We start from the raw sequence: 25,511 nt of genomic DNA, 5'->3' as shown, positions 1-25,511 counted from the left end.
ATGGGCGTGCCGGCCAGCGGCCGGCACTACCGATCCCGTGACCATCTCCACGCCGTCGCGCCGGTCCTGCATAATCGGGGCATGAGTGTCCTGCGCTTCGACAATGTCAGCAAACAGTACGCCGGTGGCCACGAGGCACTGACCGATGTCAGCTTCGAGGTCGCGCCGGGCGAGATGCTGTTCGTCACCGGCCATTCCGGTGCGGGCAAAAGTACGCTGCTCAAGTTGATCCACCTCGACGAGCGGCCCAGCCGTGGCGCGGTGGTGTTCGACGAGCGCAACCTGCTGAAGGTGCGCGGCGGCGACGTGCCGCGCCACCGACGCGCGGTGGGGGCGGTCTACCAGGACCACCGCCTGCTGATGGACCGCTCGATTGCCGAGAACGTGGCGCTGCCACTGATCCTGCGTGGTACCCGCCGTGGCGACATCAACAAGCGCGTGCGTTCAGTGCTCGAGCGCATGGGCCTGGGCCATCGTGAGAAGGCACTGCCCTCGCAGTTGTCGGCCGGCGAGCAGCAGCGCGTCGGCATCGCCCGTGCCATCGTCGGCGAGCCCAAGCTGCTGGTGGCCGATGAGCCGACCGGCAATCTCGACCCGACCTTGGCAGCGGAGATCATGGCCCTGTTCGCCGAGCTGCCCTCGCGCGGCACCAGCGTGCTGGTGGTCAGCCACGACCTGCCGCTGCTGCGCCGCATGCGCAAGCGCGTATTGATCCTCGACCACGGCCGGCTGGTGGATGACATCTCGCCGCAGGACCTGGCGGAGTAACCGATGGCGAAGAACGAAAACAGCGAAGCCGCCGCCCCGTCGCGCGTGGGCGTCTGGTTCCAGCACCACGTGCACAGCGTGGTGTTCAGCCTGGGCCGCGCCTGCCGCAAGCCGTGGGCGACCCTGCTGACCGTGATGGTCATGGCGCTGGCCCTGGCGTTGCCGCTGGGGCTGTCGATCGCGCTGGACAACCTCAAGCAGTTCGCCGGCAGCGTGCAGCAGTCGCGCGACATCAACGTGTTCCTGAAGGGCAACATCGATGGTCCCGGTGCGCTTCGCCTGGCCGGCCAGCTGCGCGACCGCGATGACGTGGCCGAAGTGAATGTGCGCACACCCGAGCAGGGCCTGCAGGAACTGCGCGATGCCGGCCTCGGTGAGGCGATCGATGCGCTCAACGACAATCCGTTGCCCTCGCTGCTGGTGATCACCCCGGGCCAGGGCAAGGACGACGCACGCCTGGCACGCGCGCTGGAAAGCCTGCCCGAGGCCGACCTGGTGCAGCACGATGCGCTGTGGCGCCAGCGCCTGGACGCCTGGCTGGCGTTCGGTGCACGGCTGGTGCAGGTGCTGTCGGTGCTGCTCGGCGTGGGCGCCGCGCTGGTGGTCGGCAACACGGTGCGCCTTGACATCCAGGCCCGTCGCGCAGAGATCGGCGTGCTGCAGCTGCTCGGCGCGAGCGATGGCTTCATCCGCCGCCCGTTCCTGTACCTGGGCGCGTGGTACGGGCTGGGCGCCGGCGCAGTAGCGCTGGCCCTGATCGGCGCCGCCGGTGCCGCCCTGCGCGTGCCGCTGGCCGAACTCTCGCGCAGCTACGGCAGCCCGTTCGTGCTGCATGGCCTGGACCTGCTGCACGGCGGCCTGGTCCTGGTCGGCACGCTGCTGCTGGGCTGGCTGGGCGCCTGGCTGGTGACCGGCCACTTCCTCCGCCAGACCCGCCCGACCGACACCTGAGACCGGCATGCAACCGCAAGCGCTGAAGCACCTTGAAGGGCCCGCGACGCGGGTGATGGTGGTCGATGGTTCGAAGCTGGTCCGCAAGCTGATCGCCGATGTCCTGCAGCGTGACCTGCCGGGCGTGGAGGTGATCGGCTGCGACAGCATCGAGGATGCGCAGCAGGCGCTGGCGCAAGGCCCGGTGGACCTGGTGACGACCTCGCTGACCCTGCGCGATGGCGACGGCCTGGCGCTGGCGCGGATGGTGCGCGAAGCCGCCGGCCAGGCCTATGTGCCGGTGATCGTTGTGTCCGGCGATGCCCAGCAGCACCTGGAGCAGCGTCGCTTCACCGAGTACGTCACCGACTATTTCGACAAGGCGCTGGGCCATGAGGCACTGGCGACCTTCATCCGTGGCTATGTGCAGCCGCAGACCATCCCCGGCGCCACCATCCTCTACATCGAGGACAGCCGCGTGGTGGCCGAGGCCACCAAGCGCATGCTTGAGCGGCAGCAGCTGAACGTACTGCACGTGGTCAGCGCCGAAGAGGCATTCACCCTGCTCACTGCCGAGTCGCTGGGCCGCAGCCGCCACCGCATCGATCTGGTGCTGACCGATGTCACCCTGAAGGGCGAACTGAGCGGGCGCGACGTGGTGCAGCGCGTGCGCGTGGACTTCGGTTACGGCAAGCGCCGCCTGCCGGTGCTGGTGATGACCGGTGACGGCAACCCGCACAACCAGACCGGGCTGCTGCAGTCCGGTGCCAATGACCTGGTGCTCAAGCCGATCGAAGAGCGGCTGCTGGTCACCAAGGTGCTGTTCCAGCTGCGCCTGGCCCGATTGAACGATGGACCCCTGATTCGATGATGGATGAAGTAGCCGACACCCCGACGATCCAGCTGGAACCGAGCTGGAAGCAGCATGTCGGCGATTACCTGCTGCAGCCGCAGATGCGCGAGCTGTCCAGCTTCCTGCGCCAGCGCAAGGCCAGTGGCGCGGCGGTGTTCCCGCCCGGCCCGCAGATCTTCGCCGCGTTCGACGCCACGCCGTTCGAGCAGGTGAAGGTGGTGATCCTCGGGCAGGACCCGTATCACGGCCGCGGCCAGGCGCATGGCCTGAGTTTCTCGGTGCCGCCGGGCGTGCCGGTGCCGCCGTCGCTGCTGAACATCTACAAGGAGATCGAGAGCGATCTCGGCATCCCGCGCCCGGACCACGGCTGCCTGATTCCGTGGGCGCAACGTGGGGTGCTGCTGCTCAATGCCGTGCTGACGGTGGAAGAGGGCAAGGCTGGTGCCCACCAGGGACGTGGCTGGGAGGGCTTCACCGATCACGTGGTGGATGTGCTCAACCGCGAACGCGAAGGCCTGGTGTTCATGCTGTGGGGCGCCTATGCGCAGCAGAAGGGCAAGGTCATCGACACCCGTCGCCATCGCGTGCTGAAGTCGCCGCACCCGTCGCCGCTGTCGGCCCATCGTGGCTTCCTCGGCTGCCGGCATTTCTCGATGGCCAACGAGTACCTGCAGCGCCGCGGCCAGGCCCCGATCGACTGGTCGCTGCCGCCGCGTTCGGCGCTCTGAGCACCGTCGGGCTGCTGGGCCTGAACACCGGGCAACGTCTCCGGGCCTGAATGGGTCTGCAGAACGGCCCGTTCAGCTCCGCTTGACTGAAATCGGCCGGTTTCTGCCAGGTAATTGCTTGAATTCCAAGGGATTGTGAATCCCGAAAAGCATGCTCGCCACTGTCATCAAATCGCGCTACGGTAGGGCTCTGTTTGGGACCAGTGTTGCATCAATAGGATGCTGGAACTTTTTCCTCCTTTAGCAGTCCAAATCCCGGACTGCTAAGATGGGTGCCTATGAGCCAGAACACCTCTACTGCCCTTGTGGCAAACAATCTCCCGATTCCCAGTGCGCTCGGTTCGCTGGACGCCTACATCGGTGCCGTGCACCAGATCCCGGTGCTGTCGGTCGATGACGAACAGGACCTGGCCCGTCGCTTCCGCGACGGCAACGATCTGGACGCCGCCCGCGAGCTGGTGCATTCGCACCTGCGCTTCGTGGTGCACGTGGCCCGCGGCTACAACGGCTACGGCCTCGCGCTGGGTGACCTGATCCAGGAAGGCAACATCGGCCTGATGAAGGCGGTCAAGCGCTTCGACCCGGACATGGGCGTGCGCCTGGTCTCCTTCGCCGTGCACTGGATCCGTGCCGAAATGCACGAGTTCATCCTGAAGAACTGGCGCATCGTGAAGGTCGCCACCACCAAGGCGCAGCGCAAGCTGTTCTTCAACCTGCGCAAGTCGAAGACGCGCCTGGGCTGGATGAACGCGGCTGAAGTCAGCGCGGTGGCCAAGGACCTGAACGTGTCCGAGCGCGAGGTCATGGAAATGGAGTCGCGCCTGTCCGGTCGCGATATCGGTTTCGATGCGCCGACCGACGAGGACAACGAGCACGCCCCGCCGTCGCCGGCTGCGTTCCTGGTTGCCGATGACGAAGACCCGTCGATGGCCTACGAGCGCGAGGACAGCGAAGACAACCAGATGCAGCTGCTGCGCGAAGGCCTGGCCGAACTGGATGCGCGTTCGCGCGACATCATCCGTCGTCGCTGGCTGGATGCCGACAGCAAGGTGACGCTGCAGGAGCTGGCCGACGAGTACGGCGTGTCCGCCGAGCGCATCCGCCAGGTCGAGGCGAACGCGCTGAAGAAGATGAAGGCGCTGTTCACCGCGTAAGGCGGGATGGCGTTGAAGCCAGGAAAAGGCCCGGCATTGCCGGGCCTTTTCTTTTCGGTGGCGTCCTCATCCACGCATGGCGTGGATCTACCCAGTGTCAGTAGAGCCACGCCATGCGTGGCTGCGGCGCGGCCTCAGCCCTCGCGTGCGATCGCGCGCCAGCCGATGTCGGTGCGGTGGAACGCGTTGGCCCAGCTCACCTTGGCCACGCCGGCATAGGCATTGGCCTGTGCGTCGCGCACGCTGTCGCCCAGTGCGGCCACGCACAGCACGCGGCCACCGGCACTGACCACCTGGCCCTGCGCATCCAATGCCGTACCGGCATGGAACACCTTGGCGCTGGCCGGCACGTCGCCGAGGCCGGAAATCACATCACCGGTGATCGGCGCTTCCGGGTAGGGCCTCGCGGCCAGCACCACGCCCAGTGACGGGCGCGCATCCCACTGCGCTTCTACCTGGTCCAGGCGGCCATCAATCGCCGCTTCCACCAGCTCGACCAGGTCCGACTGCAGGCGCAGCATCACCGGCTGGGTTTCCGGATCGCCGAAGCGCACGTTGAATTCAATTACCTTCGGCGCGCCGCTGGCATCGATCATCAGGCCGGCGTAGAGGAAACCGGTGAACGGGATGCCGTCGGCGATCATGCCCTGCACGGTTGGGTTCACCACTTCGCGCATCACGCGTGCATGCACCTCCGGCGTCACTACCGGCGCCGGCGAGTACGCGCCCATGCCACCGGTGTTGGGGCCGGTGTCGCCGTCGCCGACGCGCTTGTGGTCCTGCGAGGTGGCCATCGGCAGCGCATGCACGCCGTCCACCATCGAAATGAAGCTGGCTTCCTCGCCATCGAGGAATTCCTCGATCACCACGCGGGCGCCGGCATCGCCGAACGCGTTGCCGGAGAGCATGTCACGCACCGCGTCTTCGGCCTCGGCCAACGTCATTGCGACGATCACGCCCTTGCCGGCGGCCAGGCCATCGGCCTTGACCACGATCGGTGCACCCTTCTCGCGGATGTAGGCCAGGGCAGCGTCCACGTCGGTGTGCACGGCATAGAACGCGGTGGGGATGTTGTGGCGGGCCAGGAAGTCCTTGGCGTAGGCCTTGCTGCCTTCCAGCTGCGCGGCGGCGGCGGTCGGCCCGAAGATGCGCAGGCCGGCGGCGCGGAAGCGGTCGACCACGCCGGCCACCAGCGGTACTTCCGGGCCGACCACGGTCAACGCCACGCCTTCAGCCTGGGCCAGCGCCAGCAGGCCGTCGATATCGGTCACCTTCACCGCCACGTTGCGGCACTTGTCTTCGCTGGCGGTACCGGCGTTGCCGGGCGCCACGATCACGTCGGTGACACGGGAGGACTGGGCCAGCTTCCATGCCAGGGCGTGTTCGCGGCCGCCGGAGCCGATGACGAGGATCTTCATGGGACAGGGTTCTCGGATACGGAAAAGAAAAGCCGGGCAGGGCCCGGCTTGGTGATGCGGATCAGTGGCGGAAGTGGCGCACGCCGGTGAACACCATGGCCAGGCCATGTTCGTCGGCGGCGGCGATCACTTCGGCATCGCGCATCGAACCGCCCGGCTGGATAACCGCCTTGATGCCGGCGGCAGCGGCGGCATCGATGCCGTCGCGGAACGGGAAGAACGCATCGGAGGCCATCACCGAACCCTCGACCACCAGGTTCGCGTCGGCGGCCTTGATGCCGGCGATGCGGGCCGAGTACACGCGGCTCATCTGGCCGGCGCCGACACCGATGGTGCGGTTGTCCTTGGCATAGACGATCGCGTTGGACTTCACGAACTTGGCCACCTTCCAGGCAAACAGCAGGTCGGTGAACTGCTTGTCGGTCGGCGCCAGCTTGCTGACCACCTTCAGCTCGTCGCGGGTCATGCCGCGGTTGTCTGACGACTGCAGCAGCAGGCCCGAGCCGACGCGCTTGCTGTCGAAGTTGTTCAGGCCGTCGCCATGCGGGATGCGCAGCACGCGTACGTTGGCCTTCTTCTGCGCGTACTCCAGCGCGGCCGGTTCGTAGTCCGGGGCAATCAGCACTTCCACGAACTGGCGGTCCAGGATCACCTTGGCGGTGGCGGCGTCCAGCGGCGTGTTGAAGGCGATGATGCCGCCGAAGGCGCTGGTCGGGTCGGTGGCGTAGGCCAGCTCGTAGGCATCGCCGTTGCCGGCGCCGACGGCCACGCCGCACGGGTTGGCGTGCTTGACGATGACGCAGGCCGGCGCATCGAACTGGCGCACGCATTCCCACGCCGCATCGGCATCGGCCAGGTTGTTGTAGCTCAGCTCCTTGCCCTGCAGCTGCTGGAAGGTGGCCAGCGTGCCCGGGACCGGGTACAGGTCGCGGTAGAACGCGCCGCTCTGGTGCGGGTTCTCGCCGTAGCGCAGGTCCATCACCTTCACGAAGGTGGAGTTCATCTGCGCCGGGTATTCGGCACGGGCCGGCACGGCGGCGTCGGTGGCGGTGACCGCCGACAGGTAGTTGCTGATCGCCGCATCGTACTGGGCGACGCGGTTGAACGCGGCCACCGAGAACGCGAAGCGGGTGGCAGCCGTCAGCTGGCCGTTGTTGGCCTCCAGCGAGGCCAGCAGCTCGGGGTACTGCGACGGGTCGGTGGCCACTGCCACGCGGGCGAAGTTCTTGGCCGCCGAACGCAGCATGGCCGGGCCGCCGATGTCGATGTTCTCGACCGCGTCGGCCAGGGTGCAGTCGGCCTTGGCGGTGACCGATTCGAACGGGTACAGGTTCAGCACCAGCAGGTCGATGGCGCCGATGCCGTGCTCGGCCATCACCGCGTCATCCAGGCCGGAGCGGCCCAGCAGGCCGCCGTGCACCATCGGGTGCAGGGTCTTGACCCGGCCGTCCATCATTTCCGGGAAACCGGTGACCTCGGCCACGTCCTTCACTGCCAGGCCCGCCTCGCGGATCGCCTTGGCGGTGCCGCCGGTGGAAAGCAGCTCCACGCCGCGTGCCGCCAGCGCAGTGGCCAGCTCGACCAGACCGGTCTTGTCGGAAACGGAGAGGAGGGCCCGGCGGACGGGCAACAGATCAGCAGTCATGGGACAGAATCGGCAGCGGAGCGGGGCCGATATTGTAGGCGGTGGCGGCCGATGGCGGGCGCTGGTGGTGGCAATCAACCCGCACCGATGGCCTGTGGCCGCCTTCAGCACCGTCTGGACGGGGGCGGTCCGCAATCAATTCGATGGGGCACGCTGCCCCAATCGGGTAGGCTGTGCGGGAACTGCCAAGGATCAGCGGGTTCGGATCGTGTCGATCTATGCATTGAAAGGACGTTTTCAGGACCTCCTGCGTCCAGCCGTACGCGGCCTGTACCGCATGGGGATCACCGCCAATGCGGTGACCGTGGCCGCTGCCGTGGTCTCGCTGCTGGTGGCCGGCGCCGTCTGGTGCTGCGCGCCGGCGCAGCCATGGCTGTACCTGCTGCTGCCGCTGTGGATGCTGCTGCGCATGGCGCTCAACGCGGTGGACGGCATGCTGGCCCGCGAATTCGGCCAGCAGTCGCGGCTGGGTGCCTATCTGAACGAATTGTGCGATGTGATCGCCGATGCGGCGCTGTACCTGAGCCTGCTCAGCGTGCCGGGCGTGCGCCCGGAGGCGCTGTGGCTGCTGGCCTGGACCGCGGCGCTGAGCGAATACGCCGGCGTGCTGGGGCTGATGGTCGGCGCCAGCCGCCGCTATGACGGCCCGATGGGCAAGAGCGACCGCGCCTTCGTGATCGGTGCGCTGGGCCTGCTGCTGGCGTTTGAGTGGGTTGGCGCGATGACGGTCACGGGCGTGGCCGCGGCCATGGCGGTGCTGTGCGTGCTGACGATGATCAACCGGGTCCGTCGCGGACTGCGGGAAACCGCAGTTTCGCCAAATTAATCAAGCAGATAGAAAAAGACAATCAGGAGATTGCATGCGTCAGGCGCAGGAACGGGAATTCCACAGCTTCGACCAGGTACCGCTGTTCTACCGGTACTGGGCGGGCACCACCGCAGCGCCGGCCACCAAGGCCATCGTGCTGCTGCACCGCGGGCACGAGCACTCCGGGCGTGTTACCCATCTGGTCGATGAGCTGGACCTGCCTGACACCGCCTTCTTCGCCTGGGATGCGCGCGGCAATGGCCGTTCGCCGGGCGCGCGTGGCGATGCACCGGGCTTTCCGGCGCTGGTGCGCGACCTGGACAGCTTCATCGCCCACATCGGCGCCGAGCATGGCATCGCGGTGGAAGACATCGTGGTGATCGCGCAGAGCGTGGGTGCCGTGGTCGCCGCCACCTGGGTGCACGACTACGCGCCGCGCCTGCGCGCGCTGGTGATGGCCTCCCCGGCGTTCAAGGTGAAGCTGTACGTGCCGTTCGCACGCCCGGGCCTGGCCTTGATGCAGAAGCTGCGCGGCAACTTCTTCGTCAACAGTTACGTCAAGCCGCAATGGCTGACCCACGATCCGGCGCGGGTGGAAAGCTACCGCACCGATCCACTGATCACCCGGCCGATCTCGGTGCGCGTGTTGCTGGGCCTGTATGAGGCGGCCGATCGCATCGTCGCCGATGCGCAGGCCATCAGCGTGCCGGTGCAGTTGCTGGTGTCCGGCTCGGACTTCGTCGTGCACCGTGGCCCGCAGGACCGCTTCTACGAGCGCCTGTCCAGCCCGATCAAGGAGCGCGTGCATCTGCCGGGCTTCTTCCACGACACGCTGGGCGAGCGTGATCGGGCACCGGCACTGGCACGTATCCGCAGCTTCATCCAGGCGCGATTCGCCGAACCGTTGCGCGAGTTGTCGCGGCGCGATGCGCACCGCCATGGGCCGACATTTGAGGAGTCTGAAATCCTGGCCTGGCCGCCCGAGCGCAACAGCCTGGCCGACCTGCGCTGGCGCGTGGTGCGCGGTGGCCTGCGCTTTGGCGGCAGACTGTCCGAAGGCATTGCACTGGGCCTGCAGACCGGTTTCGATTCGGGCAGCACGCTGGACTACATCTATCGCGACGAAGCACGTGGCAAGGGCCCGTTGGGGCGCCTGGTCGACCGCAACTACCTGGATGCGATCGGCTGGCGCGGCATCCGCATTCGCGGTCGGCACCTGCAGGAACTGCTGCGCGATGCCGCCCAACGCCTGCGCGGGCAGGGCATGCCGGTGCGCGTGCTGGACGTGGCCGCTGGCCATGGCCGTTATGTACTGGAAGCGCTGGGCCAGGGCGAGCAACGCGCCGAGCGCATCGTGCTGCGCGACTTCAGCGGTCTGAACGTGACCCAGGGCCAAGCGTTGATCGAGCGCCTCGGTGCGTCCGACATCGCCCGTTTCGAACAGGGCGATGCGTTCGATCCGGTGCAGCTGGCGCAGGTCGATCCGGCGCCGACGCTGGCGGTGGTATCGGGCCTGTACGAACTGTTCCCCGACAACGACGCCGTGCTGTGCTCGCTGCAGGGCATCGCCGCAACGGTGCCGATGGGTGGCTACCTGGCCTACACCGGCCAGCCCTGGCACCCGCAGCTGGAGTTCATCGCCCGCGCGCTGACCAGTCATCGTGGTGGCGCTGCTTGGGTGATGCGCCGCCGCACCCAGCAGGAAATGGATGAACTGGTGCGCCTGGCCGGGTTCGAGAAAGTGGCGCAGCGCATCGATGACTTCGGCATCTTCACTGTGTCGCTGGCACGCCGGACCGCGTGATGGCGACGCTGGCTGCAACTCCGCTTGCCACGGCGGGGCGCCCCTGGCGGCGCGCGCTGCTGTGGCTGGCCCTGCTGGGCCCGTTCTTCTTTGCCAGCTACGGCTTCGCCAACTGGATGGCCGGCCGCCACGCCGAACTGCCGGTGATGGCGTTCGGCTGGGAAACGCAGATTCCGTTCATGCCATGGACGATCGTGCCGTACTGGTCGATCGACCTGTTCTACGCGGTCTCGTTCTTCCTGTGCCGGCAGCGCCTCGAACTGGACCGGCACGCATTGCGGCTATTCAGTGCACAGCTGATCGCCGTGAGCTGCTTCCTGCTGTGGCCGCTGCGCTTCAGCTTCGAGCGGCCGGAGATCGGCGGCGTGTTCGGTTGGCTGTTCGATGTGCTGCTGGGTTTCGACAAGCCGTTCAACCAGGCGCCATCGCTGCACATCGTGCTGCTGATCGTGCTGTGGGTGAAGTTCGCGCAGTACCTGCACGGTGCCTGGCGCTGGGTCCTGCATGTGTGGGCGCTGCTGATCGGCGTCTCGGTGTTGACCACGTTCCAGCATCATTTCATCGACATCCCGACCGGGCTGCTGGCCGGCTGGCTGTGCGTGTGGCTGTGGCCGGAGCAGGGCACGCCACCGCTGCGGGCCTGGCGCATCGCGCGGCATGCCAAGCGGTGGCGATTGGCTGCGCTGTACCTGCTGGCGGCCGCCGTGCTGCTGGTGCCGGTGGTCCTGCTGCGGGGTACGGCGTTGTGGCTGCTGTGGCCGGTGGTGTCGCTGATGCTGGTGGCGCTGGCGTATGCCGGGCTGGGCACGGCGGTGTTCCAGAAGCGCGCCGATGGTCGCCTGAGCATGGCGGCACGCTGGCTGCTGGCACCGTACCTGGGCGCCGCCTGGGTCAACTCGCGGCTGTGGACACGGCGTGCGCCGCAGCCGGTGCCGGTGCTGGACGGCGTGTGGCTGGGCCGGATTCCCTGCACGGTATTGCCGGCACCTTTGGTGGCCGTGGTCGATGCCTGCGCCGAGCTGTCCTGCTGCGCGCCGGGTGCGGCGTATGGCAGCGTGCCGATGCTGGACCTGGTGGTGCCCACGCCGGAGCAGTTGCGCGAGGCCGCCGAGGCCATCGAGCGTCTGCGGCCGCAGGGGCCGTTACTGGTGTGCTGTGCACTGGGCTATTCGCGCAGTGCCGCCAGCGTGGCGACGTGGCTGCTGCGCACGGGCCGTGCCGCGGAAGTCGGAGCGGCGGTCGCCATCGTGCGTGCGGCACGCCCCGGCATCGTGCTGGGCCCGGAGCATCTGCAAGCCATCACCGCAGCGGCTGGAGTGCGCGCATGAGTGCCGTTCCCGATCTGGCGACCATGCAACTGCTGCTGCGCCAGGGACGCTGGCCCGCGCTGCTGTCGCTGGGGCTGCTGCTGGTGGCGCTGCTGCTGGGCATCGAAGCGGGGTTGGCGATGATCGCCGCCGGGCTGTTGCTGCTCAGTGTGGGCGCTGGGCTCGTGCAGGCCTACCATGCATGGCGGGTCGGGCTGGACGCGAGCCTGCTGCAGCTGTTGCGCGATGAAGGCCTGGAAGGCGAAGCCGCTGCACGCCGTACCGACCAGTTGCTGCAGGACAGTGGCCTGCGCCGCACACCGGCCGATGCGCCGCTGCGCGGCTGGGACGTGCGTTGGGCCGGCATGCGCCGGCTGCTGCTGCGCCAGTACCTGCTGACGGCAGTGCAGGCCGCACTACTGGTACTGGCCGTAGTGTGGCCGCAGACGTGAACGGGAGGGACCGATGTTCGCCGAACTGATTGCACGCGCCTGCAGTGGCGCGATCCACGTGGTGACGGGCGCCCGTGCGCTGTGGATCGGCTGTGCGCCGTCCAGCGAGCGCCGCGTGTACTACGGCAACCACGCCAGCCATGGCGACTTCGTGCTGATCTGGTCGTCGATGCCGCCCGCGCTGCGGCGACAGGTACGCCCGGTGGCCGCCGCCGAATACTGGCAGCGCGACGGCCTGCGCCGCTACCTGATCGATGCGGTGTTCAACGGTGTACTGGTAGAGCGTGAGGCCGGGCACCGCCAGCAGGACCCGTTGCAGGTGCTGCGCGATGCGGTCGACGAAGAGTGCTCGCTGATCCTGTTCCCGGAAGGCACGCGCAATGTGGGCGATGAGCCGCTGCTGCCGTTCAAGAGCGGCATCTACCACCTGGCGCGGCAACGGCCGGAGCTGGAGTTCGTGCCGGTGTGGATCGACAACCTGAAGCGGGTGATGCCGAAGGGCCGGTTCCTGCCGCTGCCGCTGCTGTGCACGGCTACGTTCGGCACGCCGCTGCGGCTGCAGGCCGACGAGGACAAGGCTGCATTCCTGGCCCGCAGCCGGCAGGCGCTGCTGGACCTGGCGCCGAATGGAGGGCGCGCATGAGCTATCTGATGGACGTGTCCGGTGACCTGGCCGCGCGCAGCGTGGGCCAGCAGACCGGTCTGCTGTTTGCCGGCGTCGGCGTGGTGCTGGTGCTGGCCACGCTGGTGGCCGAGACCCTGCGCTGGCGGCAGCGTGGGCAGCCCAGTGCAGTGATCGCCAACCTGGTGTCGCGCATCCGCGCCTGGTGGGTGATGGCGATCGTGGTCGGGCTGGCGCTGTTCTTCGGTCGCGCCGGGGTGATCGTACTGTTTGCGATCATCTCGCTGTTCGCGCTGCGCGAGTTCATCACTCTGGCACCGACCCGCTCGGGCGACTACTACGCGCTGCTGGCCGCGTTCTACATCGTGCTGCCGTGGCAGTACTACCTGGTGTGGATCGACTGGTACGGCATGTACACGCTGCTGATTCCGGTCTACGCATTCCTGTTCCTGCCGATCCTGTCGACCATCGGTGGCGATACCACGCACTACCTGGAGCGGACGGCGAAGGTGCAGTGGGGGCTGATGATCTGCGTGTTCTGCATCTCGCATGTGCCGCTGCTGCTCAACCTGCATGTGCCCGGGCATGATCCGGCGCGCAACGTGCTGCTGTTTGCCTTCCTGGTGATCGTGGTGCAGTCCTCGGATGTGCTGCAGTACATCTGGGGCAAGCTGCTGGGCCGGCACCTGATCGCCCCGAAGCTATCGCCGTCGAAGACGGTGGAGGGCTTCGTGGGCGGCGTGCTGAGTGCCAGTGCGCTGGGTGCGGCACTGTGGTGGATCACCCCGTTCACGCCGCTGCAGGCGTTCGGCCTGTCGCTGCTGATCAACCTGATGGGGTTCTGGGGGGGGCTGGTGATGTCGGCGATCAAGCGCGACCGTGGCATCAAGGACTGGGGCCACATGATCGAGGGCCATGGCGGCATGCTCGACCGGCTGGATTCGGTGTGCTTCGCCGCGCCGGTGTTCTTCCATGTGGTGCGGTATTACTGGAAGGCGGGCGGGGGCGGGTGATCCTACCGGGCCTTCATCCACGCATGGCGTGGATCTACTGACGGGCGGGGGCGGTTGACTTTGCCGGGCTTCCATCCACGCATGGCGTGGATCCACCGGTAGTGCCGGCCGCTGGCCGGCAACTGCAACTCCCTGCCATCGTTCATGGGGTTGCCGGCCAGCGGCCGGCACGACCCACGCGCGCTTACGCGCTGATGCCGTATTCCTTCAGCTTCTTGCGCAGGGTGGCGCGGTGGATGCCCAGCATCGCCGCGGCGCGGCTCTGGTTGCCTTCGCAGTGGTTGAGCACTTCCACGAACAGCGGGATTTCCATCTCGCGCAGCACGATCTCGTAGACATCGTCCGCGTCGCAGCCATCAAGGTCACGCAGGTAGCGGCGCACGGACTGGGCGACGTGTTCACGCAGCGGTGGCCGGGGAGCGCCACGACTGTTGTCAGGACGAGAGAGGACAGCGTTCAAGGGGGTTCCCGATTCGGTTGGCCCGTGCGCGCGGAGCGCGCGGCCGGACGAGGTGGTGGCGGCCAGTCTAGCGCGAGCGTGCCCGACCTGCCACGGCTGGTCGCCTCTATCCTGCTCAGAGGAAGTCGAAGGTGAATGCGACGGTGGATGCGGCGGGTTCCTGCACGCGGAACGCAATGCGTGCACTCTGGCCAGGTTCCAGCACGGCCGCGCCGGGGTTCTCGCCGAGGTACTGCGCCGGTGCGAACACGCCGCTGCCGATCACCCGGCCATCGGCGTCAGACAGCGACAGGCGCAGATCCGGCCAGGCCTGTGCCCAGCGCGCATCGTTGCGGATGCTGGCCTGCACCTGCAGTACGCCCGCCTGGCCCGGCACGGGGCGGATCTCGCGGCTGGTCATGGTGAACGCGGTGGGGTCATGCCAGGCCGGCAGGCTGCAGCGCAATACGCCGCACAGTGCGCCCAGCCAGGCGCGGTTGCCGGCGTCGGCGGCCAGTCGCGCACGATCGGCCAGCACGCTCTGCAGGACCAGCAGCAGTGCCAGTCCGGCGACCAGCCCCCAGTGCCAGCGTGGCGTCGGCAGTGCGCGTGGCCGCGAGGTGCCCAGGAAACTGGGTGCATCTCCGGCCACGGCCTGCGGAGCCGGAGCGACAAGGACGGGTTCGATCACGGCCGCTTCGTCGGGGTTGACGATGTCATCGCACTGTCGCGTTTCCGCCATCGGTGGCGGCGCCGCTTCGAGGGGGGTGCGGGCTTGGGCTGGCGGGATGTCATCCATCGCCGGGTCGGGCGTGCGTGAATCGGTCGCAGGTGCAGCCTCGCCTTCCGACGCGGGGCGCAGGAAGGTGGCCAAGGGGCGGCGCGGCGGGTTCGGCTCGGACATGCTCAGGGTGCGGGCTCGGATCCAGCGGTCATTCAATCACGATCAGGCGCGGCGTACGCCGGTGATGCGCATCCAGTCGCCATCCTGGGTCGCCTGCAGGTCGTTGAACCACGCGGCGTAGCGCTGCAGCAGTTCGCCTTCCTGGCCATGCAGGATGCCGGACAGGGCGATGCGGCCGCCGGCAGCGACGCGCGCGGCCAGCAGCTCGGCCAACGCGTCCAGTGCCGAGGCAAGGATGTTGGCGACCACGATCGGGTAGGTGGCGACCGGTTCGTCCTGCGGCAGGTACACGTGCATGCGTGCCTGCTCGCCGTTGCGCTCGGCATTGTCGGCGGTGGCGACCAGCGCCTGTGGATCGTTGTCCACGCCGACCGCTTCGGCGGCACCCAGCTTCAGCGCGGCCAGGGCGAGGATGCCCGAGCCGCAGCCGAAGTCGAGCACGCGCTGGCCCTGCAACTGGCCGTCCACGGCCAGCTGGTCCAGCCAGCGCAGGCACAGGGCGGTGGTCGGGTGGGTGCCCGAGCCGAAGGCCAGGCCCGGGTCCAGCCGCACCACGGCGGCATCGGCGGCCTGCGCGGCGTCCGGCAGTTCATGGTTCCACGGCACGATCCAGGTACGGCTGCCGAAATCCATCGGCTGGAACTGGTCCAGCCAGGCGCGTTCCCAGTCTTCATCCTCGACGGCGCGGAAGCTGCCGTTGCTCCAGTCCAGTTCCGGATCGAACGATTCCAGCGCGGCCAGCAGCAAAAGTGCATTGCTGTCGGCGGGGAACAGTGCGCTCAGCACCAGGGTGTCCCACAGCGGCGTTTCACCCACGCCGGGTTCGAGGATGGCCTGTTCGTTGCTGGTGTCGGCTTCGGCATCGAGCAGGGTCACAGCCAGTGCGCCGACGTCCTCCAGCGCATTTTCATAGCGGGGCTGGGTGGCTTCGGTGCAGCGCAGGGTCAGTTCCAGGAACGGCATGGCGGTGGGGGCAATCACGGGAAAGGGGGCCATGCTAGACCATCGGAGCGTCTCCGTATCGCGTGAGATGCCACCTTGAGATGAACGGGGGCAGTTCAGACAGGCCTGCCGGGCCTTGCTAAACTCGTCACTTTCCTGTGCGCCGTGAACGCTCACCGCCGCCGATGGCCTTCGCCCCGACCCTGAAAACCTGGTTGCTCGTGCTGCCGGCGGTGGCCGTGCTGGGCGTGGCCGGGTACCGGGCCAGCGGCCATGCGGCGGGCGTGGCATCACCGTCGCCGGACCTGCCGACCGTCGTGGCCAGCCGCGACAGCGGAGCGGCGTTGCCGGTGGTGCCGGAAGCCCTGGCGCGCCGGCTGGCCACCGTCGAGCGCGGCAACACGCTGCCGTCGGGCCTGCCGCTGGACCTCCGCGCCGACATCGAAGACGCCAGCGATCTGTACGCCTACGCCCAGCGACTGCGCGTGCAGGCCGATACAGGTAACCATGAAGCGCGCTGGATGCTCAGCCGCGTGTACGACTATTGCGCGCAGTACGCACTCGATCCGGGTGGCTACCGCCTGGACAACAACGTGTTGAGCGGGTTGGGCCTGACCGCGGCGCCGGCGATGATCGAGGCCCGCGAGCGCGTGGCGCAGCGGTGTGGCGGCTTCGTTCCGGGCGACAAGCTGGGCGCTGCGCTGGTGCTGGCCGAACGCCGCAAGGCGGCCGCGCAGGGCAACCTGGCCGCAGAAGCATCGTTGTTCGCCGAGGGTGAGCCGTTGCATGACAGTGCCGAGTACCGCCGCGACCTGGTCGAGCGCGTGCGCACTTCGCGTGACCCGGAGGCCTATATGGCGATCGCGCCGGGCATGGGCGTGCGTGCCGCCGGTGACAGCGCACTCGACGGCCTGGTGGCGGGCGAACAGCTCAGTGAGCTTGCATGGCGGCTTGCGGCCTGCGAACTCGGTCTACCGTGTGGAGCGGACAGCGTGCTGGTCAACAGTTTTTGTGCGAACGGAGGGATCTGTTCGCAGGATGGAGCGCAGGATTTCCGGGATTTCGTGTATGACGCTGCGGTATCGCGGCAAGGTGCTGGGAAAATGAAGGAATGGATCAAGCGATTGATTGGAAAGAGGGACGGGCGATGAATTACCGTCGATTCCTGCATGGGGCCAAGTTCTGGTTCTGGGTGGCGCTGTTCGTGGCCTACTCTGCCGGTGCGGTCGGCCTGCTGATGATCGATACCTACGAGGATCGGTACCGGCATCTGTCGAAGGTGGAACTGACCACGGTGAAGGCGCAGGAAGACGTGCGCCGCGCCGGCGCCAGCCAGGTCGCTGCGGTCTATCGCGCGCAGACGGGCATGCCGTTCGCTTCACTGCCGGCTGGCAGCACCTTCCAGGTAGTTTGGCCGGATGGCTCGACCGAGACCATGGTGATCGTCGATCCGACCTCGCCCAATGGCGTGCGGCCGCTGGCCAATTCGCAGATTCCGGCGACCGCGGCGGACGCGCGCTGAGGCCGCATCAGTAGAGCCGAGCCATGCTCGGCTGCACTCGCCCGCAAGCCGGGAACGGCTCGGCGCTGCCGGAAGGAAAACAGGAAAGGGCGGGAATATCCCCGCCCTTTCCATGTCCAGCATCGGGTGACGATCAGGTCAGCGCGATCGGCTTGTTCTTGCGTTCGGCAAGGCGCTTTTCCAGGTAGTGGATGTTCTGTCCACCGGCCTGGAAGCCCTTGTCGCGCATGATCCGCTGCTGCAGGGCGATGTTGGTCTTGATGCCATCGACCACCATCTCGCTCAGCGCCACCCGCATGCGGGCGATGGCGGTTTCGCGGTCCGGGCCGTGCACGATCAGCTTGCCGATCATCGAGTCGTAGTTGGACGGCACGCGATAGCCACTGTAGATGTGGGTATCCACGCGCACGCCGGGGCCGCCCGGCGGATGGAAGCCGGTGATGGTGCCCGGGCTCGGCACGAAGGTCTCAGCATCTTCGGCGTTGATGCGGCACTCGATGGCATGGCCGGTCAGTACCACGTCGCTCTGCTTGATCGACAGCTTCTGGCCAGCGGCGATCTTCAGCTGCTCGGCCACCAGGTCGATGCCGGTGACCATTTCGGTGACCGGATGCTCCACCTGGATGCGGGTGTTCATTTCGATGAAGTAGAAGCGGCCGTCCTCGTACAGGAATTCGAAGGTGCCGGCGCCGCGATAACCGATGCGGATGCAGGCTTCCACGCACACCTTGCCGATCTGCTCGCGCTGTTCGGCGGTGATGCCCGGTGCCGGTGCTTCTTCCACCACCTTCTGGTGGCGGCGCTGCATCGAGCAGTCGCGTTCGCCGAGGTGGATGGCGTTGCCCTGGCCGTCGGCCAGCACCTGGATCTCCACGTGGCGCGGGTTCTCCAGGAACTTCTCCATGTAGACCTCGCCATTGCCGAACGCGGCCTTGGCCTCGCTCTTGGTGGTTTCGATCGAGGTCTTCAGCGAGGCTTCGGCGTGCACGACGCGCATGCCACGGCCACCACCGCCGCCGGCCGCCTTGATGATGACCGGATAACCGATCTCACGGGCGATCTTGGTGTTGGCGACGATGTCGTCGCCCAGCGGGCCGCCCGAGCCGGGCACGCACGGCACGCCAGCGGCCTTCATCGCGCGGATGGCTTCGACCTTGTCACCCATCATGCGGATGGTGTCAGCCTTGGGGCCGATGAAGATGAAGCCAGACTCTTCCACGCGCTCGGCGAAGTCGGCGTTCTCCGACAGGAAGCCGTAGCCCGGGTGGATGGCCTGGGCGTCGGTGACTTCAGCAGCGGCGATCAGTGCCGGGATGTTGAGGTAGCTCTGCGGCGACGGCGCCGGACCGATGCAGACCGACTCGTCGGCCATGGCCACGTGCTTGAGGTTGCGGTCGACCGTGGAGTGCACGGCCACCGTGCGGATGCCGAGGGTGTGGCACGCGCGCAGGATGCGCAGCGCGATCTCCCCTCGGTTGGCGATGACGACTTTGTCGAGCATGGCGCGCCCCTCAGCCGATCACGAACAGCGGCTGGTCGAACTCCACCGGCTGGCCGTTCTCGCCGAGGATGGCGACGATGGTGCCGGACGTGTCGGCTTCGATCGGGTTGAACATCTTCATCGCTTCGATGATGGCCAGGGTTTCGCCTTCCTTGACCTGCTGGCCCACGGTGACGAAGGCCGGCTTGTCCGGGGCGGACGAGGCATAGAAGGTGCCGACCATCGGCGAGCGCAGCACGTGGCCTTCCGGCAGCGCCGGGCCCGGCTTGGCGGTGCCGCCGGTGGACGCTTCGGTCGGCGACTGCATCGGCATGGCCTGCGCCGCCGGCGCCGCCGGGGCGGCGTACACCGGAGCAGCGACCGGTGCGGCATAACCAGCGACCGGAGCGCGCGACAGGCGCACCGACTCTTCGCCTTCCTTGATTTCGATTTCAGCCAGGTTCGACTCTTCCAGCAGGTCGATCAGCTTCTTGATTTTGCGCAGATCCATGAGGGCCTCTTTGGTTTCTATCTAGGTGAGGAGAGCGCCGTGGGCGCCCGGGTCGACAATCAGGTGGCGGATACGCGCAGCAGCGCCGCGTCCATCGCGTAGCGGTAGCTGTCGGCACCGAAGCCGCACACCACGCCCACCGCCTTGTCACTGAAGTAGCTGTGCTGGCGGAAGGGTTCGCGGGTATGCGGGTTGGACAGGTGGATCTCGATGAACGGCACCGCCACCGCTGCCAGCGCATCGCGCAGGGCCACCGAGGTGTGGGTGAAGGCGGCGGGGTTGATCAGGATGAAAGCGGTTCCGTCGTTGCGCGCAGCCTGCACGCGGTCGACCAGCACATGCTCGGCGTTGGACTGCAGGCTCTCCACGGCGTGCCCGGCAGCCGATGCCTGCGCGGCCAGGGCCTGGTCGATGTCGGCCAGCGTGGTGTGGCCGTACACCTCCGGCTCGCGGGTGCCGAGCAGGTTGAGGTTGGGGCCGTGCAGGACCAGCAGCTTCGCCATGGGATCCGGAAGACGGGAAAGGGCGGCAGTCTGGCGGAACCGGTGGATGCTGTCCAGTTCGGCGAAGTTTGCAGCGTTTCAATCGTATGTTTGAAACGTGCCGGAGGGCCTGTGGCTGTATGGCGGACGCCGGATCAAGGCGCGCTGAACGTCGTGCAGGCGGTGGATGCGAGCACATAGGCCGACGATCACGGCAGGGCCGGGCGAGGGGCGATGCCGCAACGGCCCATGATGCGGTAGATCCACGCCATGCGTGGATGAAGGAAGTGCGGCGCGCAGCAAGCTACGCAGCCACCGAGGGGGCTGCCCAAGGTGCGCTGCCCCCCCCAGCGCCCCAATCGGACATCCGCTCAGGTTTCCAGCGGCACCGTCGGCACCACGTTCGGGAATACCTCCTCCAACGGCTCCTGTTCCCCCGGTTGTGGCGCCGGCCAGTTGTAGGCGTTCACCGGCTGCGCGCGGTTCACCCACAAGGCGTAATACAGGTGATCGGCGCGACCGTCGCCGGTATTGGGGTGGATCAGGATGGTCAGCCCCAGGCTGTTGAGCTGCAGCCACGGCACCAGCACCGGCAGCAGGTCGTTGGTGAAGCCGAAGTAGAAAGAGGGCGTGACGTGCGGGCCGCGCGGCTCCAGGTTCCAGTTGCCCAGCTCCACCGGGAAGCGCTCGGCGGCCCAGCGCCGCAGCAGGGCTGCCTTCTCGAAGCTGTCCTCATCGAAATAGATATGGGCGTGGTAGCTCTTGATGTCGGTGTAGGCGCGCGGGGCGGTGGGCAACGTGGCCTCGCCGGGGCGCACGCTGGCCGGGCGCGGGGTCGGTTCGCTGGCCGTGGCCTGGCCCCAGGGGCTGCGGCCCTTGGGCGCTGGCGGAACGATGGCGCGGAAGCCAGGTCGCCCGGGTTCGGTGGTGTTCACGGCGCTGCCGACGCGCGCGGCGGCGGTGGCGGTGGACGCGCTGGCCAGGCCGCCGGCGGCCAGGCCGGCCGACGCGATCAGGCGCCGGCGGGCGGGCGAGAGCAGGTCGGCCCAGTGGGCGTCATCGTCGCCTGCGTCGGTGAGGGGATGCGGGTCCGGGTGCATGAGGGGCTCCGTGGCGGCATTGTGGGGGCAGGCGTCCACGCTCGGGCAGGGCTGCCGGTGGCGTCCAATAAGCAGCCGGCATCACTTCATGCACGGCTGCCTTCGTCGCCTTGAGCGCGACCGAACGGCGGGCTAGGGTGCAGGTCTACTGCCCCGGAGCCCGCCATGGCCTCGCCTGATGCCGACACCCTGCGCAAGCGCGCCAGCTTCCGCCAGTTGCATGCAGCAGGATGCTTCGTGCTGCCCAATCCGTGGGACGTGGGCAGTGCGCGCTATCTGCAACGGCAGGGCTTCCAGGCCCTGGCCACGACCAGTGCCGGCTGCGCCTGGAGTGAGGGGCGGCCGGACGGCGCGGTATCGCTGCAGGCCACGCTGGAGCACCTGCGACTGATGGCGGCGGCGACCCCGTTGCCGTTGAATGCCGACTTCGGTGATGGTTTCGGCGCTACGCCACAGGCGGTGGAGGAGGCGGTAGCCGCGGCGCTCGCTACCGGCATCGCGGCGTTGTCGATCGAGGACGCCAGCGGCCTGGCCGATGCACCACTGAGGCCCATCGAGCAGGCGGTCGAGCGATTGCGCGCGGCGCGTGCGGCCATCGACCGCGCGGGCGGCGACGTGCTGCTGGTCGGGCGAGCGGAGAACTTCTTCGTGGGCGTACCGGATCTGCAGGACACCCTGCGGCGCCTGCGTGCCTACGCCGAGGCCGGTGCCGATGTGCTGTATGCACCGGGCATCAGTACGCGCGAGCAGATCAGTGCGGTGGTCGCCGCCGCGGGCTCGAAGCCGGTGAACCTGCTGGTCGCTGGACCCACAGCACTGAGCCTGCAGGACATCGCCGCACTTGGCGTTCGCCGGGTCAGCCTGGGCGGTGCGCTGGCGCGTGCCGCGTGGGCTGGACTGATGCAGGCGACCCAGCCGATCGTGCAGGACGGACGCTTCAATGGCCTGCAGCAGGCGGCGTCCGGGGCTGCCTTGAACGCGTTGTTCCAGTAGCCCCGCGCCCTGCATGACGGGAAGGGCCGGTGACTACAACGCCTCGATCTCCCGCTTGGGCAGGATCACGCCGGGTTCCAGCGCTGGCAGCAGTTGGCGAAGCAGGCGCGGATTGTCCTGCAGCCCCGTGCCGTCCAGATACGTCCACCCGGAACCGCCAATGCGGCGCACGGCCACCATGAACGTGGTGCTGCGCATCGGGGTTTCACGCACCCGTACCAGGGATTGGCGTGGCACGAAGCAGACTTCTTCCTCCCCGGCCGCATAGGTCCGGGTCGGCACACCGACGTCTTCGCTGATGACCACCACGCCGCCGCTGTGCTGCTTCTTCAACGCATCGCGGGTGATCGCCTGGAAGGCCTCATCGCCGCCGGCCAGCCGCTTGAGGCTGGGATGCGTGCGCTCGATGAGGAAGTCCGCGTCGCCGCGGGCGTAGGCAGTCATCAGGGCGCGCACATCTTCGCGCAGGGCCTTCGCGTCACTGGGACTGAGTTCACCCGCGAAGGCGGATGGCAGCAACAGCGACAGCAGCAGCGTCAGTATCGTCAGGGGCAGGCGTCGATCCATGTCCGGATGTCCCACAGGGCATCGTTGCACTATACGTTGGACGCGAAAACAGCGTCCCACCGGTGGCGCTGGTTTCCCAGGAATCGCTACTTACCATTGGTAGGTATAAATTCCTGGAGATCCCCATGCACAGCCTCATTGTCATCGCCCACCCTGAGCCCGTTTCGCTGACCCACGCGATGGCGCGTCGCATCGGTGATGCCATTGCCGCGGCCGACACCGGCAACACCGTGGCCTATGCCGACCTGATGGCCGAAGGCTTCGATCCGCGCTTCAACCCGCAGGACCAGGCGTTGTTCCGCAGCACCGGCGCGGTACCGGCCGATGTCGCTGCCGAGCACGCGCGGCTGGATGCCACCGATACGCTGGTGCTGGTGTTCCCGTTGTACTGGTGGTCGTTCCCGGCGCTGCTGAAAGGCTGGATCGACCGTGTGTTCACCAACGATTGGGCCTACGCACAGGATGCGCAGGGCAGGCTGGTGAAGAAGCTGCAGCGCCTGAATGTGCATCTGGTCGGCTTGGGCGGCGCCGACGCAGCCATGGTCGAACGTCGTGGCTACGACGCGGCAATGAGGACGCAGATCGACATGGGCATCTTCGACTATTGCGGCGCACGCGTGCTGTCGTCCCACCTGCTGCTGGACGCCGATACCGGTGCCGCTGAAGCGCATCTACAGACCGCGCTGGCGATCGGCCGTAAAATTGGTGTTCCAATGCGCTGATCGCCGTGCTCCGCCGATGCCCGCCAACGCCACCCCCACGCGCCGCCGAATGACCCGGGAGCAACGCACCCGCCAGTTGCTGGATGTGGCCTGGGCACTGGTCCGCGAAGAAGGTACCGGAGCGTTGACGCTGGGGCGGCTGGCCGAAGCGGCGGGCGTGACCAAGCCTGTGGCCTACGATCACTTCGTGACCCGCAATGGCTTGCTGGCGGCGCTCTACGATGACTATGACGGACGCCAGACCGTGGTCTTCCACGAGCGCATCGGTCGCGCCCGGGCGCAGCTGGTCGATCGGGCGGCGGCCATCGCCTCCGGCTACATCGACTGCGTCCTCAGCCAGGGCAGTGAAGTGCAAGGCATCCTCGCCGCGCTGGTGGGGGCGCCGGAACTGCATGAGGTGCGGCGGCGCTACCAGCAGGATTTCATCGACAACTGCCAGGTCTGGCTGGGCCCGTTCGCCGCCGACGGCACGGTGTCGCTGGCGGGGCGCTGGGCCATCCTCGGTGCGGCTGAAGCCCTTTCAGAGGGTGTGGCTGCCGGCGCGCTGGACAAGGCCGGTGCCGTGGCCGAGCTGCAGCGGCTGATCGTGGCGACGGTCAAGCGGCGCTGAGCCGCACAAGCGGTCAGCCGCCGGCCAGGGCGGCGAATCCCGCGGCCAGCTGGTCGCGCACCAGTGCGTCGCGCGCGTCGCGGCTTGCAGAGCCCAACACCACGGTGATCAGCCGTACCGGCTGGTCCCGCCCGGATACTGGCCGGCACGCGGTGGCGGCCAGGCAGAAGCCTGCGGCCTGGGTGTAGCCGGTCTTCAAGCCGTCCACGCCGTCTTCGCCGAGCAGGGCGTTCTGGTTGCTGCGGTTGAAGCTGCCATGGGCGAACGCGCGCTGCGCGGTGATCGCCAGGATCTGCGGATGGTCGTTCAACAGGCGGGCGGCCAGCACCGCCATGTCGCGCGCGCTGGAGACATGGTGCGGTGTGGTGATGCCGGACACGCTGGCAAACCAGGTGCTGCGCAGCCCGAGCTGGCGTGCGTGCCGGTTCATGCGTTCCAGGAATGCGGCCTGCGATCCGTCCAGGTGACGCGCGATCGCCAATGCAGCGTCATTGCCGGAAACCACCATCAACCCTTCCAGCAGGCGTGCCAGAGTGATTGTCTCGCCGGGCACCAGGCCCATGCGCGTTTCATCATCGGCCACGGCATGCACATCGTCGGCGGCGATGGTGACCGGGTCGTCCCACGAGCGTCCGTTCTCTTCGACGCACGCATAGGCGGCGTAGGCGGTCATCAGCTTGGTCAGCGATGCCGGTTGCCGCGCGGTTTCAGCGTTGTGCTGGTGGATCACCGCGGAGGTCGCCGCTTCCAGGGTGATGGACGAAATCGGTAGGGGGGCGGGCGCAGCAGACGGCATGGCGGGCGGAGATGGCAGCGACGGTCAGCAAGAATAGTTCGTGCCGGCTGCACGAAGCCGCACTGCCGGAGCGCTGCAGCGTCCACGGCAACGCCCGGTTGCGCCCGGGCTGGGGTCGAGGCAGCCTGCGCACATGCAATCGGATATCCGCATCGACGGTCGTGTCTTCACCTACGTCTTCCCGTGTGCGTGGGAGGACTACGCGAAGATCGGCTTTTCACGTGATCCGCTCGGACGCATCAGCGCATTGCATCGGCGATGGTTCGAGTTCTTCGACCTCGATGCCGGTGCGCTGGTGGAAGCGGAGGGCGAGCGCGATGCACGTGATCTGGAGCTGCAGCTGCGTTCGCCGTTCAAGGCGCACCGCGCACCGGCACCGATGACGATCCAGCACAAGGCTGGGGGTCGTACTGAATGGGTACGTGGTGCCAACCAGGCCTTGTCGCTGGCAATTGCTGCGTTGGGTGAACAAGGCTATCGCTGTTACCCGCTGAAGGCATGGCTGCAGGCGGCGCTGCGCCTGCGCATGGACCGGCTGCACGACTGGGCTGTGGTGCAGCTTCCGGAAGAAGAAGGCCTGCGGATTCCCGGTGGCCCCGGTGAGGGCGTGCTGCGTGACACGCTCGACGGTTGCCGGGCACTGGATATCGATCCAATGCCCTGGCTGCCTGAATACGTCCAACGCTGGTACACAGGTTGAGCCGCGTTCAACGGGTCCTCGGCTGCTGAACCGGCGCGGCCGGTTGCGCCGCGCACGCAGGGGAGGCGGTGGACGGGCTGGCCAGCTGGCGTGCCAGCTCGGCGTTGGCCACATGGCCGTGCAGGAACAACAGGCTGCCGAAGATGTTCATGAGCGTGCCTCCACTTGAGTGGATTGCACGATACGGGCAGCATGGAAGCGCAAAAAGAGACATTTCCGCAAGCATGCCTTGAGAGGAATT

29 protein-coding genes are annotated in these 25,511 nt (G+C 67.6%); 17 read left to right on the top strand and 12 right to left on the bottom strand.

The window, feature by feature from the left end; all coding sequences use genetic code 11:
* Nucleotides 1-81 precede the first annotated feature (81 nt).
* The 5 genes from ftsE to rpoH all read left to right on the top strand — a co-directional run bounded on the left by ftsE (nucleotide 82) and on the right by rpoH (nucleotide 4,433).
* Nucleotides 82-768, top strand: a complete 687-nt coding sequence (gene ftsE, locus ACS0OT_RS18035) for a cell division ATP-binding protein FtsE (RefSeq protein ID WP_005419728.1) — start codon at nucleotides 82-84, stop codon at nucleotides 766-768.
* A 3-nt stretch (nucleotides 769-771) separates the two neighbouring features.
* A complete protein-coding gene (gene ftsX / locus ACS0OT_RS18030) occupies nucleotides 772-1,719 on the top strand; it encodes a permease-like cell division protein FtsX (protein ID WP_235646047.1) in 948 nt (315 codons plus the stop codon).
* A gap of 7 nt (nucleotides 1,720-1,726) precedes the next feature.
* A complete protein-coding gene (locus tag ACS0OT_RS18025; RefSeq protein WP_005411271.1) occupies nucleotides 1,727-2,569 on the top strand; it encodes a response regulator in 843 nt (280 codons plus the stop codon).
* A complete protein-coding gene (gene ung / locus ACS0OT_RS18020) occupies nucleotides 2,566-3,279 on the top strand; it encodes a uracil-DNA glycosylase (RefSeq protein ID WP_005419723.1) in 714 nt (237 codons plus the stop codon). The genes ACS0OT_RS18025 and ung overlap by 4 nt, the downstream gene beginning before the upstream one ends.
* Nucleotides 3,280-3,557: 278 nt before the next feature.
* Entirely contained in the window at nucleotides 3,558-4,433 is an 876-nt protein-coding gene (gene rpoH / locus ACS0OT_RS18015) for an RNA polymerase sigma factor RpoH (RefSeq protein ID WP_005411269.1), read from the top strand.
* Nucleotides 4,434-4,567: 134 nt separating this feature from the next.
* On the opposite strand, the gene purD is transcribed toward rpoH, so the two are convergent.
* Together purD and purH are read right to left on the bottom strand one after the other, a co-directional pair.
* Nucleotides 4,568-5,851 carry a phosphoribosylamine--glycine ligase gene (purD, locus tag ACS0OT_RS18010; protein WP_235646049.1) on the bottom strand — a complete coding sequence of 428 codons (1,284 nt, stop codon included), beginning with the start codon at nucleotides 5,849-5,851 and terminating at the stop codon, nucleotides 4,568-4,570.
* 61 nt (nucleotides 5,852-5,912) lie between these two features.
* Entirely contained in the window at nucleotides 5,913-7,496 is a 1,584-nt protein-coding gene (gene purH, locus ACS0OT_RS18005) for a bifunctional phosphoribosylaminoimidazolecarboxamide formyltransferase/IMP cyclohydrolase (RefSeq protein WP_095378198.1), read from the bottom strand.
* A 208-nt stretch (nucleotides 7,497-7,704) separates the two neighbouring features.
* Here purH and ACS0OT_RS18000 point away from each other — a divergent pair, with 208 nt between their 5' ends.
* Genes ACS0OT_RS18000 through ACS0OT_RS17975 form a run of 6 tightly spaced genes read left to right on the top strand, consistent with a single transcriptional unit; the run spans nucleotide 7,705 to nucleotide 13,502 of the window.
* Nucleotides 7,705-8,322, top strand: a complete 618-nt coding sequence (locus tag ACS0OT_RS18000) for a CDP-alcohol phosphatidyltransferase family protein (RefSeq protein ID WP_099485488.1) — start codon at nucleotides 7,705-7,707, stop codon at nucleotides 8,320-8,322.
* Between the two features lie 34 nt (nucleotides 8,323-8,356).
* Nucleotides 8,357-10,108, top strand: a complete 1,752-nt coding sequence (locus ACS0OT_RS17995) for a bifunctional alpha/beta hydrolase/class I SAM-dependent methyltransferase (RefSeq protein WP_235646050.1) — start codon at nucleotides 8,357-8,359, stop codon at nucleotides 10,106-10,108.
* Complete coding sequence (locus tag ACS0OT_RS17990) at nucleotides 10,108-11,436, top strand: phosphatase PAP2/dual specificity phosphatase family protein (RefSeq protein WP_262089933.1); 1,329 nt, start codon at nucleotides 10,108-10,110, stop codon at nucleotides 11,434-11,436. Before ACS0OT_RS17995 ends, ACS0OT_RS17990 begins: the two co-directional genes overlap by 1 nt.
* Nucleotides 11,433-11,867 (top strand): hypothetical protein, encoded by a 435-nt coding sequence (locus ACS0OT_RS17985; protein ID WP_262220338.1) that lies wholly within the window; start codon nucleotides 11,433-11,435, stop codon nucleotides 11,865-11,867. The genes ACS0OT_RS17990 and ACS0OT_RS17985 overlap by 4 nt, the downstream gene beginning before the upstream one ends.
* A gap of 13 nt (nucleotides 11,868-11,880) precedes the next feature.
* Nucleotides 11,881-12,510 (top strand): lysophospholipid acyltransferase family protein, encoded by a 630-nt coding sequence (locus ACS0OT_RS17980; protein ID WP_005419712.1) that lies wholly within the window; start codon nucleotides 11,881-11,883, stop codon nucleotides 12,508-12,510.
* The gene (locus ACS0OT_RS17975) at nucleotides 12,507-13,502 is read left to right on the top strand and encodes a phosphatidate cytidylyltransferase (RefSeq protein WP_065186303.1); all 996 of its coding nucleotides are present in this window, start codon (nucleotides 12,507-12,509) and stop codon (nucleotides 13,500-13,502) included. Before ACS0OT_RS17980 ends, ACS0OT_RS17975 begins: the two co-directional genes overlap by 4 nt.
* Nucleotides 13,503-13,686: 184 nt before the next feature.
* Here ACS0OT_RS17975 and fis read toward each other — a convergent pair whose 3' ends face one another.
* The 3 genes from fis to prmA form a co-directional block, all read right to left on the bottom strand.
* Nucleotides 13,687-13,962, bottom strand: a complete 276-nt coding sequence (fis, locus tag ACS0OT_RS17970; protein WP_005419706.1) for a DNA-binding transcriptional regulator Fis — start codon at nucleotides 13,960-13,962, stop codon at nucleotides 13,687-13,689.
* 115 nt (nucleotides 13,963-14,077) lie between these two features.
* Entirely contained in the window at nucleotides 14,078-14,845 is a 768-nt protein-coding gene (locus ACS0OT_RS17965) for a DUF3426 domain-containing protein (RefSeq protein WP_442255923.1), read from the bottom strand.
* Between the two features lie 42 nt (nucleotides 14,846-14,887).
* Nucleotides 14,888-15,808 carry a 50S ribosomal protein L11 methyltransferase gene (prmA, locus tag ACS0OT_RS17960; protein WP_065186334.1) on the bottom strand — a complete coding sequence of 307 codons (921 nt, stop codon included), beginning with the start codon at nucleotides 15,806-15,808 and terminating at the stop codon, nucleotides 14,888-14,890.
* A gap of 164 nt (nucleotides 15,809-15,972) precedes the next feature.
* Here prmA and ACS0OT_RS17955 point away from each other — a divergent pair, with 164 nt between their 5' ends.
* Both ACS0OT_RS17955 and ACS0OT_RS17950 read left to right on the top strand, forming a co-directional pair.
* A complete protein-coding gene (locus tag ACS0OT_RS17955) occupies nucleotides 15,973-16,938 on the top strand; it encodes a hypothetical protein (RefSeq protein ID WP_065178827.1) in 966 nt (321 codons plus the stop codon).
* Nucleotides 16,935-17,309, top strand: a complete 375-nt coding sequence (locus tag ACS0OT_RS17950) for a hypothetical protein (RefSeq protein WP_005419699.1) — start codon at nucleotides 16,935-16,937, stop codon at nucleotides 17,307-17,309. The genes ACS0OT_RS17955 and ACS0OT_RS17950 overlap by 4 nt, the downstream gene beginning before the upstream one ends.
* 133 nt (nucleotides 17,310-17,442) lie before the next feature.
* Here ACS0OT_RS17950 and accC read toward each other — a convergent pair whose 3' ends face one another.
* From accC to ACS0OT_RS17930, 4 genes are all read right to left on the bottom strand, one after another.
* Nucleotides 17,443-18,810, bottom strand: coding sequence for an acetyl-CoA carboxylase biotin carboxylase subunit (gene accC / locus ACS0OT_RS17945; protein ID WP_065178826.1), 1,368 nt, complete (start codon nucleotides 18,808-18,810; stop codon nucleotides 17,443-17,445).
* A gap of 10 nt (nucleotides 18,811-18,820) precedes the next feature.
* Nucleotides 18,821-19,300, bottom strand: coding sequence for an acetyl-CoA carboxylase biotin carboxyl carrier protein (gene accB / locus ACS0OT_RS17940; RefSeq protein ID WP_019660824.1), 480 nt, complete (start codon nucleotides 19,298-19,300; stop codon nucleotides 18,821-18,823).
* A gap of 59 nt (nucleotides 19,301-19,359) precedes the next feature.
* On the bottom strand, nucleotides 19,360-19,803 hold the full coding sequence (gene aroQ, locus ACS0OT_RS17935) for a type II 3-dehydroquinate dehydratase (protein WP_065186305.1): 444 nt from the start codon (nucleotides 19,801-19,803) through the stop codon (nucleotides 19,360-19,362).
* A gap of 350 nt (nucleotides 19,804-20,153) precedes the next feature.
* Complete coding sequence (locus tag ACS0OT_RS17930; RefSeq protein ID WP_065186306.1) at nucleotides 20,154-20,882, bottom strand: DOPA 4,5-dioxygenase family protein; 729 nt, start codon at nucleotides 20,880-20,882, stop codon at nucleotides 20,154-20,156.
* Nucleotides 20,883-21,047: 165 nt separating this feature from the next.
* Here ACS0OT_RS17930 and ACS0OT_RS17925 point away from each other — a divergent pair, with 165 nt between their 5' ends.
* The gene (locus tag ACS0OT_RS17925; RefSeq protein WP_065178825.1) at nucleotides 21,048-21,875 is read left to right on the top strand and encodes an isocitrate lyase/PEP mutase family protein; all 828 of its coding nucleotides are present in this window, start codon (nucleotides 21,048-21,050) and stop codon (nucleotides 21,873-21,875) included.
* A gap of 33 nt (nucleotides 21,876-21,908) precedes the next feature.
* On the opposite strand, the gene ACS0OT_RS17920 is transcribed toward ACS0OT_RS17925, so the two are convergent.
* Nucleotides 21,909-22,442 (bottom strand): hypothetical protein, encoded by a 534-nt coding sequence (locus ACS0OT_RS17920; protein ID WP_005419691.1) that lies wholly within the window; start codon nucleotides 22,440-22,442, stop codon nucleotides 21,909-21,911.
* Nucleotides 22,443-22,567: 125 nt separating this feature from the next.
* Between ACS0OT_RS17920 and ACS0OT_RS17915 the strand changes: the two genes are divergently transcribed.
* Together ACS0OT_RS17915 and ACS0OT_RS17910 are read left to right on the top strand one after the other, a co-directional pair.
* Entirely contained in the window at nucleotides 22,568-23,164 is a 597-nt protein-coding gene (locus tag ACS0OT_RS17915) for an NAD(P)H-dependent oxidoreductase (protein WP_065178824.1), read from the top strand.
* Nucleotides 23,165-23,180: 16 nt separating this feature from the next.
* Entirely contained in the window at nucleotides 23,181-23,774 is a 594-nt protein-coding gene (locus ACS0OT_RS17910) for a TetR/AcrR family transcriptional regulator (RefSeq protein WP_065178823.1), read from the top strand.
* 13 nt (nucleotides 23,775-23,787) lie between these two features.
* Here the strand turns inward: ACS0OT_RS17910 and ACS0OT_RS17905 are convergent, their stop codons facing one another.
* Nucleotides 23,788-24,570: a D-alanyl-D-alanine carboxypeptidase family protein gene (locus tag ACS0OT_RS17905; protein ID WP_065178822.1), complete on the bottom strand. Its 783-nt coding sequence runs from the start codon at nucleotides 24,568-24,570 to the stop codon at nucleotides 23,788-23,790.
* A 133-nt stretch (nucleotides 24,571-24,703) separates the two neighbouring features.
* Between ACS0OT_RS17905 and ACS0OT_RS17900 the strand changes: the two genes are divergently transcribed.
* Nucleotides 24,704-25,270: a GIY-YIG nuclease family protein gene (locus ACS0OT_RS17900; protein WP_005419685.1), complete on the top strand. Its 567-nt coding sequence runs from the start codon at nucleotides 24,704-24,706 to the stop codon at nucleotides 25,268-25,270.
* A gap of 7 nt (nucleotides 25,271-25,277) precedes the next feature.
* Here ACS0OT_RS17900 and ACS0OT_RS17895 read toward each other — a convergent pair whose 3' ends face one another.
* Entirely contained in the window at nucleotides 25,278-25,421 is a 144-nt protein-coding gene (locus ACS0OT_RS17895) for a hypothetical protein (protein WP_162911598.1), read from the bottom strand.
* Nucleotides 25,422-25,511: the final 90 nt, after the last annotated feature.

The organism is Stenotrophomonas maltophilia group sp. RY12688 (genome assembly GCF_052149045.1).
Classification (GTDB): Bacteria; Pseudomonadota; Gammaproteobacteria; order Xanthomonadales; family Xanthomonadaceae; genus Stenotrophomonas; species Stenotrophomonas sepilia.
This window is presented reverse-complemented; position numbering and strand designations above follow the sequence as displayed.